General features: G+C 73.7%; 6 protein-coding genes. 4 read left to right on the forward strand and 2 right to left on the reverse strand.

Annotated features, from left to right (window positions below; all coding sequences use genetic code 11):
- Window position 1 precedes the first annotated feature (1 nt).
- The 3 genes from SLV14N_RS24320 to SLV14N_RS24330 all read left to right on the forward strand — a co-directional run bounded on the left by SLV14N_RS24320 (window position 2) and on the right by SLV14N_RS24330 (window position 5,285).
- Window positions 2-2,884, forward strand: a complete 2,883-nt coding sequence (locus SLV14N_RS24320) for an SUKH-4 family immunity protein (RefSeq protein ID WP_263273250.1) — start codon at window positions 2-4, stop codon at window positions 2,882-2,884.
- Window positions 2,885-3,173: 289 nt separating this feature from the next.
- Complete coding sequence (locus tag SLV14N_RS24325; protein WP_208688066.1) at window positions 3,174-4,109, forward strand: LCP family protein; 936 nt, start codon at window positions 3,174-3,176, stop codon at window positions 4,107-4,109.
- A 165-nt stretch (window positions 4,110-4,274) separates the two neighbouring features.
- The gene (locus SLV14N_RS24330; RefSeq protein ID WP_208683571.1) at window positions 4,275-5,285 is read left to right on the forward strand and encodes a cellulose-binding protein; all 1,011 of its coding nucleotides are present in this window, start codon (window positions 4,275-4,277) and stop codon (window positions 5,283-5,285) included.
- 39 nt (window positions 5,286-5,324) lie between these two features.
- Here SLV14N_RS24330 and SLV14N_RS24335 read toward each other — a convergent pair whose 3' ends face one another.
- Complete coding sequence (locus SLV14N_RS24335) at window positions 5,325-6,827, reverse strand: MFS transporter (RefSeq protein ID WP_208688067.1); 1,503 nt, start codon at window positions 6,825-6,827, stop codon at window positions 5,325-5,327.
- Window positions 6,828-7,144: 317 nt separating this feature from the next.
- Between SLV14N_RS24335 and mfd the strand changes: the two genes are divergently transcribed.
- Window positions 7,145-10,690, forward strand: a complete 3,546-nt coding sequence (mfd, locus tag SLV14N_RS24340) for a transcription-repair coupling factor (protein ID WP_263271057.1) — start codon at window positions 7,145-7,147, stop codon at window positions 10,688-10,690.
- A 563-nt stretch (window positions 10,691-11,253) separates the two neighbouring features.
- Here the strand turns inward: mfd and SLV14N_RS24345 are convergent.
- Window positions 11,254-12,792 carry a DUF2079 domain-containing protein gene (locus SLV14N_RS24345; RefSeq protein ID WP_263271058.1) on the reverse strand — a complete coding sequence of 513 codons (1,539 nt, stop codon included), beginning with the start codon at window positions 12,790-12,792 and terminating at the stop codon, window positions 11,254-11,256.
- Window positions 12,793-12,988: the final 196 nt, after the last annotated feature.

Raw genomic sequence — 12,988 nt, forward strand, 5'->3', positions numbered from 1 at the left:
GGTGGTGACGTTCGCGCAGGCGCAGGAGCGCGCGGAGCGGTGGGTGAACGGCGAGGTGCCGGCGGCGCTCCATCGTGAGGTGCGGGTGCGGGAGTTCGATCTGGGCTTCGTGGCCTGGGCGGAGGACCGGGAGGGGGGTCCGGCGACGGATGGCGGCCGGGCCCGGCTGGTGATCGCGCGGGACAGCGGAGAGACGACGCTGTGGCCGGGGCTGCCGGTGGGTGAGGTGATCCGGCGCTACGAGGAGGAGTACGGCGCTGCCGCGGACGGCGGGTACGGCGTGGCCGAGGCGCCGCCGCAGCGGATCGACCTGGAGGCCACCTCGTTCCTGCTGACGCCGCCGGAGTGGCTGCAGGAGGCGGCGGACGCGAGGGGGGTTGCGGAGCAGCGGGGCGCGGAGGAGGCGCCGGCGGCTGCCGCGCCGTCCGTTCCCGCGCCTGCTCCCGACCCTGCGCCCGCGTCGTCGGCGTCGGATGCCTGGGCCGAGGTGAGCGTCAACGGTACGGACGGCGGGCCCGCGCAGAGCGGTGCGCAGGCCGCGGAGACGGGTGCGGGCGCGGGTCCCTCCGGTGTGCCGACGCCGTGGGCCGAGGCGGACACGACCGCCGGAGGCGGCGAGGACCGTTCGGTGGGGCTGCCCGCGACGGTGTTCGCGCCTCCGCTGGCCGGTTTCGACGAGGAGGAGGACGCTCCGTCGGCGCCGCGGGCCCGGCCGGAAGCCAAGACCGAACTGCTGCAGGGCGGCAGCCAGTTGCCGCGTACGCAGGTCGCGCCCGCGCTGGATGCCCCGGACGGGGCCCGGCCCGGCGGCGGTGCGCTGCCGCCGCCGATGCCGTCCGCGCCGCCGGCCGCCGGGGGGCTGCCGGATCTGCCGCCGCCGTCGGGTCCGCCGGTCACCGATGTGCCGCCCCCGCCGGGTGCCGGTACGCCCGGAGCCGGTTCGCCCGCCGCGGCCGGGCCTGGGGTACCGCCTCCGGGGGCGCCGCCCGCGGGCGGCGGGGTGCATGCCGCGGCGACGATGCTGGCCGACGGCTCGTCACTGCCCGGTAACGCCGCCGCGGGCCCGCCCCCGCCGCCCGGTCCGCCCGGTCCGCCCGGTCCGCCCGGTCCGCCCGGTGCGGGCCGGGACGGTGCGCAGCAGGACCCGGCGCAGGCCGCGGAGGCCGGTACGGGCGAGGACGGGGTGCGCCCGCCCGGCGGGCCCGCGGCGTCCGGCCCCGGTGCGCCCGGTGCGCCGGCCGGTGGCTATGTGCCGACGCAGCTGGTCTCGCAGCTGGACGCGGCCGAGGTGGATCTGAGCGCGGTGGACGGGCCGGGCGGCGCGGAGGCGTCGGCCGGTTCCGGCGGGTCCGGGGCTTCCGGTTCCGGCGGGGCGGGTGCCCCGGCGTCCGGCGGTCCCGGCTCCGGCGGGGTGCATGCCGCCGCGACGATGCTCGCCGACGGTGCGTCCGTGCAGGCAGCCGGCCTCGGGGGTGCGGGCGGGCCGGGCGGCGCCGCCGGTGGCCCCGGGGTCCCGCCGCCGCCCGCGCCGCCCGGTGTGCCGGGCGCGCCCAAGCCTCCCGGTCCGCCCGGTAAGCCCGGGGTTCCCGCGGACGGCCGGAGCTCCGGCGGCCAGGGCGGTCCGCCCCCGCCGCCCGCCCCGCCCGCCCCGCCCGCCGCGGGCGGTACCGGTGGCGGCGGGGTGCATGCCGCCGCCACGATGCTGGCGGGCGGCGCGGCGCTGCCCGGCGGTGCCGGTGGACCCGGCGCGGCCGGTGGTCCGGGTGCTCCCGGTGTGCCGCCGTCGGCCGGTCCCACGCCCCCGCCCGCGGCGCCGCCCGGACCTGTGCAGGGGCCGCCCGGTGCGCCGGGCCCCGGCGGCAGCGGTGCGTACGGCTATCCGCAGGCGCCCAGTGGCCAGCCGACGGTCGGGCCGGGCTATATGGCCGTGCTGAGTTATCGCGCGCCGGACGGGTCCGAGCAGAAGATCGTGCGCCGTTCGGCGCCCGGTACGCCGCATCCGGAGTGGCAGCTGCTGCATGAGCTGCGCCAGATGAACGTGCCGCCGCAGCAGGTGCTGGAGCTGCACACCGAGCTGGAGTGCTGTGATCTGCCGGGTGGCTACTGCGCCCGGATGATCCGGGACAACTGGCCGCAGGTGCGGATCAGCCACACCGCCGCGTACGGCAGGGACCATGCCTCGCGCCAGCAGGGCGTACGGCATCTCGTCGAGCATCAGGGCGAGTTGCACCAGGTCGCGGACGGTCCGGCGCGGCCGGCGCCGGTGCGGGTGCCGTTGCCGCATCCGTCGCAGGTGCAGCCGGTGCCGCCGGTGCCCCCGCAGGTGATCGGGCAGGAGCTGGAGCAGGCGTTCGGCCCGCAGGCCCTGTTCCGTTTCGACCAGCGGGCGGTCTCCCGGCAGGGGGTGCCCGATGTGGTGGCGCAGATGCTGGTGTGGGCCGGGCTGCCGGTCGACTTCGGGCCGTTCTTCTGGGCGCAGGCGCAGCCGCACCGGCCGGTGCCGACGCTGGCGGAGCTGGCGGCGGAGCGGATGGTGCAGCCGGCCGCGGATGCCGGTTCGTATCTGGTGATGGGCAATGACTTCGGCCGTCAGCTGTGTGTGCAGTACGGGACCGCGCACATCGTGGCGGTGCCGATGGAGGCCGGTCCGGGTGGTCAGCCGGCGACGCCGCAGTTCGTGAACTCGGGGCTGCCGGAGTTCACGCGCTGTCTGGCGATGCTGGGGCGGATGTGGCGGCTGCGGTACGGGCTGACGCCCGAGCAGGCGGGCCGGTGGACCGTCGACTTCCAGGCACAGCTGGTCGCGCTGGATCCGCCCGCGCTGGGGTCGCCGGAGACCTGGTGGTCGGTGCTGCTGGAACAGATGTGGGACGGGCTGCTGTAGGGCCTGTCCGATGGGCCGGCGTGGGCCCGTGGCGCCTGGCACCGCACCTCGCTAGCGGCGCGTCAACGGGCCGGCGGCAGGCACCGCTGCCGGGCATGGTCAGGGCGCTCGACCTGCGGGTTGGGTCGGGCGCCCTGACCATGCGTATATGGGCCGTCCGATATCCCCGCTGTCACAGGCGTCGTCGACGACGCTGTACCGGGCGGCGCGCCCGCGGTGGTGGCACCGTGGGCGGAGGACGGGCCGGCCGCCGCGCCGGCGCCCGTGGGCGTGGTTCACCTGGACCCTGGTGACGCTGCTGGTGCTGGTCGCCCTGGTGTGTGCGGGCGGGGCCTGGCTGTATGTGTCGACGGGTCGGCAGTTGCAGCATGTCGACGCGCTGGGCGAGTACGCCGGGCGGCCGGCCGCGGGCGAGGGCACCAACTGGCTGCTGGTCGGCACGGACAGCCGTACCGCGCTGACCCCGCAGCAGCGCGAGCAGCTGCATGTCGGCAACAACGAGGTGCAGAACACCGACACGATCATGGTGCTGCACTCCGGTGAGCACGGCCCCACACTGGTCAGCCTGCCGCGCGACAGCTACGTCCCGATACCCGGCCATGGCAGCCGGAAGATCAACGAGGCGTATGCGGACGGCGGTCCGAAGCTGCTCACCCGAACGGTGGAGCAGGCGACCGGGCTGCGGATCGACCGCTATGCCGAGGTGAACTTCCTGGGGTTCGTGCAGGTCGTGGACGCGCTGGACGGGGTGCGGCTGTGTCTGGACGCCCCGTTGAAGGACGAGAAGTCGGGCGCGGACTTCCCGGCCGGCTGCCAACAGATGAACGGCGCCGAGGCGCTGGCGTTCGTACGGGCCCGGTATGCCGACCCGGAGGGTGACCTCGGACGGGTGAAGCGCCAGCGGCAGTTGCTCGGTGCGGTGGCGGGCGAAATGGCCGCCCCGTCGGTGCTTCTCGATCCGGACCGGCTGACGCGGGTGAGGGACGCCTCGCTGGCGGCGCTGCTCGTGGACGAGGGCGCGGATGTGGCGCGGCTGCTGGATATGGGCTGGTCGATGAAGCAGATCGCCGGGGGCGGCGGTACGGCGACGACGGTTCCGGTGCACCGGCCCGGGGTGATGGTCAGCGGCGTCGGGTCGGTGCTGCCGTGGGACGAGAACGGGGCGAGGGAGTTGTTCGAGGCGCTGCGCCACGATGACCGGATTCCGACTTCTGGCACCAAATGACGCATCCTGGTGGGGTGGATGGGGTGAAGTGCCGCGAGGGTGCGATCTCGCACCGATCCCCAGGGAAATGCGCGTAACGGCACAGTGCTGCACACAACGATGCGAAATGGCGCGGAAGGCTGCGGGTCGCACCACTGCCGCGCGCGGCGGAGAGGGGCTTGAGGGATGAGTGCATCGGTTTCGCCTCACGGGTTCGAGACCGTACGAGGGCGTGGCTACCGGCCGGAGGATGTCGACCGCCGGGTCGAGGGGCTCTCGGTCGACCGTGACTCCTGCTGGGAGCGCGCCGCGCGGCTCACGGTCCTGTCGAACGAGATGGAGGCCGAACTCACGGAACTGCGGGCCCATGTGGCGCAGTTGCCGCCGCAGACGTATGCCTCGCTCGGCCGTGAGGCCCGGCTGATCCTGACGACCGCGGAATCGGAGGCGGCGCGGCTGCGAACCGAGGCGCAGCAGGCGGACGAGCAGATCCGGGACGAGGCCGCGGTCCATGCGGACGAGGTCCGGGAGGCGGCCGACAAGGCGGCGTACGCCCGGCGCGGCGAGGCGGAGACGCGGGCCCGGCGCACGGGTGAGGCGGCGCGGGGTGAGGCCGCGGAGCTGGTGGCGGTGGCGACCGAGGAGGCCGGGAAGCTGCGGGAGGAGGCGGCCGAAGAGCTGGCGGAGGTGCAGCGGCGCACCGCGCAGCTGCTGCGCGACCAGGAGAAGCGGCAGGCCGAGGAGTGGGACACGGCCGGTCGGCAATTCGCGCAGATGGAGGCGGAGATGGACCGGCTCGTCGCGGAGCTGGACGCCCGCGGGAAGGCCGCCCGCGCCGACGGCGAGCTGCTGTATGCGGAGGCGGAGGAGGCCGCCCGGCACCGTCAGGAGGACGCCGAGGACCGTGGCGCCGGGCTGCTGGCCCAGGCGCAGGCCGAGGTGGAGCGCATCGAGCGCACCACGGAGCGGATCCTGCGGGAGCACGACGCGGAGCGCGAAGAGGTCCGCACCCATATGACCCATGTACGCAACAGCCTGGCGGCGCTCACCGGGAAGGCACCGGCACCGGACGAGGACGACGCGACGGAGCCGCGGGGCGCCGGGCGGGACGCCGGCACCGTCCCGGACGCCGGCCCCGATGCGGAAGACACCCTGGAGACGCAGCTGCCGCGCGCGGGCGGCGGCGCGGGCGCCTGACCACACGGCCGCCCCGCCGCCCCGGGGCCGGTCGCCCGGTCAGGTCCTGCCCGGCTCCCCCTCGTTCGGGCCCGTACCCACGGAGTCCGTGTGCAGCGGGAAGCGCCGCGGTGCCAGCAGCAGTGCGAGCAGTGCGAGCCCGGCGGCCGCGGCGGCGCCGAGGTAGACATGGTCGACCGTGGTGTCGACGGCGCGGCGGAGGTAGTCGGTGGCCTGCGCGGTGAGGTCGCCGGGGTGTTCCAAAGCGCGCGAGACCGCGTCGAGGTCGTCGGGCAGGCCGGGGCGGATGCCCGAAGGGGCGTGGGCGAGGCGGTCGTTGAGGGTGGCGTTGGCGAGGGCGCCGAAGAGCGCGGCGCCGAGGGACTGGCCGACCTGGCGGCAGAAGAGTATGGAGGCGGTGGCGGTGCCGCGCTCCGTGTAGCCGACGGAGGACTGGACGCCGATGATCAGCGGGAGCTGGAAGAGGCCGAGGGTCGCGCCGAGCGCCAGCATGATCAGCGCGGGCTGCCAGGCCGCGCCGGGGTAGGGCAGCAGCGGGAAGGCGAGCAGGACCAGTCCGGCCGCGCCGATGCCGAGCATCGCGCAGGTGCGGATGCCCAGCCGGTTGTAGACGTGGCTGCTGAGGGCGGCCGAGACCGGCCAGCTCAGGGTCATCACGGACAGCACGAAACCGGCGGCGGTCGGGCTCAGGCCCAGCACCGACTGCGCGTAGGTGGGCAGGAACACCGTCGGGGCGACCATCAGCAGGCCCAGGGCGCCCAGGGCGAGGTTGACGGCGGAGATGGTGCGGCGGCGCCAGACCCAGCCGGGGATGATCGGCTCCGCGGCCCGGCGCTCGATGAGGACGGTGAGCGCCGCGCACCCCGCGCTGCCGGCGAACAGCAGCAGCGACGGGGTGGAGAGCCAGGCCCAGGCCACCCCGCCCTGCACCAGGGCGGTCAGCAGCAGCCCGCCGCAGGCGAAGATCGCCAGTGCGCCGGGCCAGTCCACCCGGGGGCGGGCGCCGGGGGCCGGCCGGCTCCGCTCCTCCTCGGAGAAGTGCCGCACGATCAGCCAGAGGGCGACCGCGCCCACCGGCACATTGACCAGGAAGATCCATCGCCAGTCGGCATAGGCCGCGAGCAGTCCGCCCAGCGCGGGCCCGGCGACCGCCGAGGTGGCCCAGACGCTGGAGAGCCTGGCCTGGATCTTGGGGCGTTCCTTCATCGGGTAGAGGTCGGCGGCGATGGTCTGGACGGTGCCCTGGAGGGCGCCGCCGCCCAGGCCCTGCACCACGCGGAAGGCGATCAGCGAGGCCATGTTCCAGGCCCCGGCGCAGGCCAGCGATCCGACGAGGAAGAGCACGATGCCGGTGATCAGGATCGGCTTGCGGCCGAAGGTGTCGGAGAGCTTGCCGTAGACCGGCAGGGTGACGGTGACGGCCAGCAGATAGCCGGAGAACAGCCAGGAGAAGACCGCGAAGCCGCCGAGATCGCCGACGATCTGGGGGATGGCGGTGGCCAGGATCGTCGAGTCGAGCGCGGCCAGCGCCATCCCGAGCATCAGGGCGGCGACGACGGGACGGCGTGGCGGGCCCGCGGGCGGCGGGCCCGGCGCCCGCAGAGTGCCGCTGTCTCCGGTACGCCGCGTGCTTCCGCTCACCGTTCCCCCTCCGGATGTCCTTGTAGGGTGCACCCTTCCATGGGGGCCGCGGGGTGCGGAACCACGGCTCCCGCGGTGTCCCGATGCGCCGTACGGGGGCGCGGGCGTTCCGGGCTCCGGGCCCGGCCTGTCAGTGGGCGGGCGTACGCTTGGCAACCCCGGCCCGTGAGACGTGTCGGGCTGCTGCGTTGTTCGCCTCGCTGGGACGGAACCTTCTCATGAGCCTGACTGGTCTGCTCGACGTCGTCGTAAGGGACCCGGCGCTCGCCGAAGCGGTGCAGGCCGCGGCCGACGGCCACCGCCCGCAGGTGGATCTGGTGGGGCCGCCGGCCGCCCGCCCCTTCGCGATCGCCGCGCTCGCCCGGCAGGCCGGCCGCCCGGTGCTCGCGGTGACCGCCACCGGCCGGGAGGCCGAGGATCTCGCCGCCGCGCTGCGCAGCCTGATGCCGGCCGGCGAGGACAACTCCGTCGTGGAGTTCCCCTCCTGGGAGACGCTGCCGCACGAGCGGCTCTCGCCGCGCTCGGACACCGTCGGCCGCCGGCTCGCGGTGCTGCGCCGGCTCGCCCACCCGCGCCAGGACGACCCCACCGCCGGCCCCGTCTCCGTCGTCGTCGCCCCCATCCGTTCGGTGCTCCAGCCGCAGGTCAAGGGCCTGGGCGACCTGGAGCCGGTCAGTCTGCGCACGGGCGAGACCGCCGACCTCGAAGAGATCGTCGACGGTCTGGCGGCGGCCGCGTACGCGCGGGTGGAGCTGGTCGAGAAGCGCGGCGAGTTCGCGGTCCGCGGCGGGATCCTGGACGTCTTCCCGCCGACCGAGGAGCACCCCCTCCGCGTCGAGTTCTGGGGCGACGACGTCGAGGAGATCCGCTACTTCAAGGTCGCCGACCAGCGGTCCCTGGAGGTCGCCGAGCACGGTCTGTGGGCGCCGCCGTGCCGGGAGCTGCTGCTGACCGACCAGGTGCGGGAGCGGGCCGCGGCGCTCGCCGAGCAGCACCCCGAGCTGGGCGAACTCCTCGGCAAGATCGCCGAGGGGATCGCGGTCGAGGGCATGGAGTCGCTGGCTCCGGTCCTGGTGGACGACATGGAGCTGCTGCTGGACGTGCTGCCGAAGGGCTCGATGGCCGTGGTGTGCGACCCGGAGCGGGTGCGCACCAGGGCCGCCGATCTGGTGGCGACCAGCCAGGAGTTCCTCCAGGCGTCCTGGGCGGCCAGCGCCGGCGGGGGAGCGGCTCCGATCGATGTGGGTGCGGCCTCCCTGTGGGGCATCGCGGACGTCCGGGACCGGGCGCGCGAGCTGGGGATGATGTGGTGGTCGGTCAGTCCCTTCGCGGCCGACGAGGACCTGGAGACCGACGGCGACACCCTCAAGCTGGGCATGCACGCCCCCGACACCTACCGCGGGGACACCCAGCGGGCGCTGGCCGACACCAAGCAGTGGCTCGCGGACGGCTGGCGCACGGTGTTCCTCACCGAGGCGCACGGCCCGGCCGCCCGCACGGTCGAGGTCCTCGGCGGCGAGGGCATCCCCGCCCGCCTGGACGCCGAACTCGCCGAAATCTCCCCGTCCGTCGTCCATGTCTCCTGCGGCTCCCTCGACAACGGCTTCCTCGACCCGTCGCTGCGGCTCGCCGTCCTCACCGAGACCGACCTCTCCGGCCAGAAGGCGGCCGGCAAGGACGGCGCCCGGATGCCGGCCCGCCGCCGCAAGACCATCGACCCGCTCACCCTGGAAACCGGCGACTTCATCGTCCACGAGCAGCACGGTGTGGGCCGCTACATCGAGATGGTGCAGCGCACGGTCCAGGGCGCCACCCGCGAATACCTCCTCGTCGAGTACGCGCCGGCCAAGCGCGGCCAGCCCGGCGACCGCCTCTACATCCCCACCGACCAGCTGGAGCAGGTCACCAAGTACGTCGGCGGCGAGGCCCCGACGCTGCACCGCCTGGGCGGCGCCGACTGGACCAAGACCAAGGCGCGCGCCAAGAAGGCCGTCAAGGAGATCGCCGCCGACCTGATCAAGCTCTACTCCGCGCGGATGGCGGCGCCCGGCCACACCTTCGGCCCGGACACCCCCTGGCAGCGTGAGCTGGAGGACGCCTTCCCGTACGCGGAGACGCCCGACCAGCTCACCACCATCGCCGAGGTCAAGGAGGACATGGAGAAGTCGGTCCCCATGGACCGCCTCATCTGCGGCGATGTCGGCTACGGCAAGACCGAGATCGCGGTCCGCGCCGCCTTCAAGGCCGTCCAGGACGGCAAGCAGGTCGCCGTCCTGGTCCCGACCACCCTGCTCGTCCAGCAGCACCACGGCACCTTCACCGAGCGCTACGGCCAGTTCCCGGTCAACGTCAAGGCGCTGTCCCGCTTCCAGACCGACAGCGAGGCCAAGGGCGTCCTCGAAGGGCTGCGGGAGGGCTCCGTCGACCTCGTCATCGGCACCCACCGCCTCTTCTCCTCCGATACCAAGTTCAAGGACCTGGGCCTGGTCATCGTCGACGAGGAGCAGCGGTTCGGCGTCGAGCACAAGGAGCAGCTGAAGAAGCTCCGCGCCAACGTCGATGTCCTCACCATGTCCGCCACCCCCATTCCCCGCACCCTGGAGATGGCGGTCACGGGCATCCGCGAGATGTCCACGATCACCACGCCCCCCGAGGAGCGCCACCCGGTCCTCACCTTCGTCGGCCCCTACGAACAGAAGCAGATCGGCGCCGCCATCCGCCGTGAACTGCTGCGCGAGGGCCAGGTCTTCTACATCCACAACCGGGTCGAGTCCATCGACAAGGCCGCCGCCCGGCTCCGCGAGATCGTCCCCGAGGCCCGGATCCAGACCGCCCACGGCCAGATGGGTGAGTCGCAGCTGGAGCAGGTCGTCGTCGACTTCTGGGAGAAGAAGTTCGACGTCCTGGTCTCCACCACGATCGTCGAGTCCGGCATCGACATCTCCAACGCCAACACCCTGATCGTCGAGCGCGGTGACAACTTCGGTCTCTCCCAGCTCCACCAGCTGCGCGGCCGGGTGGGCCGCGGCAGGGAACGCGGCTACGCCTACTTCCTCTATCCGCCGGAGAAGCCGCTCACCGAGACCGCCCACGAGCGGCTCGCGACCATCGCCCAGCACACCGAGATGGGCGCGGGCATGTACGTCGCCATGAAGGACCTGGAGATCCGCGGCGCCGGCAACCTCCTCGGCGGCGAGCAGTCCGGCCATATCGCCGGCGTCGGCTTCGACCTCTACGTCCGTATGGTCGGCGAGGCGGTCGCCGACTACCGCGCCTCCCTCGAAGGCGGCGTGGAGGAGGAGCCCCCGCTCGAAGTCAAGATCGAACTCCCGGTGGACGCGCACGTCCCGCACGACTACGCGCCCGGCGAGCGGCTGCGCCTCCAGGCCTACCGCGCCATCGCCTCCGCCTCCTCGGAGGAGGACATCGCCGCCGTCCGCGAGGAGCTCACCGACCGCTACGGCAAGCTGCCCGAGCCCGTCGAGAACCTGCTCCTGGTCGCCGGCCTGCGGATGCTGGCCCGCGCGTGCGGCGTCGCCGACATCACGCTCCAGGGCGCCAACATCCGCTTCGGCCCCGTGGAGTTGCGCGAGTCCCAGGAGCTGCGCCTCAAGCGGCTCTACCCCCGTACGGTCCTCAAGCCGGCCGCGCAACAAATTCTTGTTCCGCGGCCTACGACGGGGAAGATCGGCGGCAAGCCCGTCGTTGGACGCGAGCTGCTCGCGTGGACAGGAGAGTTCCTCTCGACCGTTTTGGGCTCGTAGCCGTTTTGGGCTCGTAGCCCCGCTTCCCACGTTGTCGGGTGGCCCGCCGTGCCTCTTTGGGCTCGTAGCCCCGCTTCCCACGTTGTCGGGTGGCCCGCCGTGCCTCTTCTGTTTTCGCCTGTCGGCGGGGGTGGGGGTGTTTGGGCGGGTGCCGCTTGTTGTTGGTGGTGGGTGCCGGGTGCGGGCCTCCGGGGCCTGTGTTGTGGACTGCTTCGCTTTACGTCCACAACACAGGCCCCTCCGGCCCGCCCCCTCCCGTCCGGATGGCGGCCCCCGTCCGGTGGGGGTGAGGGTTTCCAAAGACCAGTGGCTCGGCCGCATCGTGGCGCGGGCGAGCTACTGGTCTTTTGCTTTCTTCACCCCCACCGGGGTGGGGTCCCATCGCGTACGGGAGGGGGCGGGGCCGGAGGGGTGGGTGTTCGGACGTAAAGCGAAGCAGTCCGAACACCCACCCCGGAGGCCCCGAACCCGGCACCACCACAAACCGGGGCCCCACCCCAATCGCCACCCCCGCCGACAGGCGGGACCGGCACGGCGGGCCACCCGACAACGTGGGGGGAAGGTCAACGCCCAGAGGTCCTGTGGAACACCAGAAGATCCGCCGTGCCGCCGAGCAGCACATACGTCGAGCGCGGATGCCGCGCACTCGCGTCCGCCAGGACTTGTCGCGGGGTGCGGTCATCACGTAGCTGCAGGGCGATGTAGTCGGGCGACAGCCCCCCCGTGTCGCCGGTCCAGAAGACCTGGGTGCGGTGGGTGAGGCGGCTCAGCGGCCGGATGTCGGACTCGACGGTCGCGCCGTCGGGTATGCGGTCGAGCAGCTTCTCGTCGGCGGTGACGTTCGGCGGGGTGCGGTAGGTGCCGGCCTCGGTGAGGCGGGCCAGCGGGAGTGTGGTCGTCAGCGCGAGGGCCGCGGCCAGGACGGCGGCCGGCAGATGGTGGGCGTAGGAGCGCAGCCAGGGGCGGGCCGATACGCGTATGCGTGGCAGGGCGTCGATCAGCGCGAGGAAGACGACCGGCATCAGGACGGCGTTGTAGTGCCAGTCGATGCCCCAGTAGTGGGGCTCGTGGGAGAGGAAGCGCCATCCCAGGGTGGGCAGCGCGACCAGCAGAAGAGGGGAGCGCAGGGCGAGCAGGCCGGTGGTGGGGAGCAGGACCCACAGGGTGGTGCGGAGGGCGGTGTCGAGGGGGATGGCGGCCCCGCCGCCGTCGGCGCCGAACTTGGTCCAGTAGTCGTAGGAGCCGGAGCCGTTGAAGCCGGGTATGAGCACGCCGAGGGTGACGGCGGTGGCGGTGATGCCGAAGGCGACCAGGCCGATGGCCAGGGGGCTGGCCCGCCGGGTGCGTATCAGGGCGAGCGCGCCGATGGTGGCCGCGGTCACCCCGAGGTCTTCCTTGACCAGCACCAGGGGCGCGGCCCAGCACACCGCCGCGGTCCACCGTCCGCGCAGCACCGCTTCCAGCGCGAAGGCGATCAGCGGCAGTGCGAAGGCGATCTCGTGGAAGTCGAAGTCGACGGCCTTCTGCACGCCCCAGGACAGGCCGTAGGCGAAGCCGAGGGCCAGGCCCGGGATGCGGCCCAGGTAGCGGGCGGCGGCGCGGGCGACCGGCAGCACGGACACGGCGAACAGCGCGGCCTGCGCGGTCAGCAGGGTCAGGGGGGAGGGGAACACCCGGTAGAAGGGGGCGAGCAGGATCAGCACGGGGCTGAAGTGGTCGCCGAGGATGTTGGTGCCGGGGCCCTTGAGGTCGACTATCGGGGCCTGGAAGTGGGCGTAGCCCCGTACGGCCTGTTCGAAGATGCCCAGGTCCCACGAGGAGATGGACATGGTGCGGAACCGGCAGACGGACAGCAGCGTGAACGCGACGAAGAAGAACCCGGCGGTCCAGTACGGGTCGAGGTGCGGGGCGCGGAGGGGCGCGGTCCGGGTGCGCAGACGGTGGACGGTGCGCCGCAGCCGGCCGGTCCTGGCCGGTGGTGCGTCGGTGGTCGCGGTTGCGGGGGCGGCCGGTTCGGCGGCCCGGGGCGGCGGCACGCTGCCGCTGTCCGCTCCCAGAATCCGTCCGGGGGCGCCCCCAGCCGTTGCTGCGGCCGTGTCCATGCGGATCCTCACTCTCCCCTGCCCGAAAAGATACTCGAAGCGGCTGACCGGACCGCCCGGCGGGCGCTGAGCCGCGATGTGCCGGGTTGGCAGTGGGTCAGACGCGGGCGTGGGCCGGTCCGTTCCCGGGAGCGGACGGCGGCCGGCCCGGCACCGCGGGGTCGCGGTGCCGGGCCGGGGCCGGAGCGGGGAGGGG

Source organism: Streptomyces sp. Je 1-4 4N24, assembly GCF_026239515.1.
Taxonomy (GTDB): domain Bacteria; phylum Actinomycetota; class Actinomycetes; order Streptomycetales; family Streptomycetaceae; genus Streptomyces; species Streptomyces nigrescens.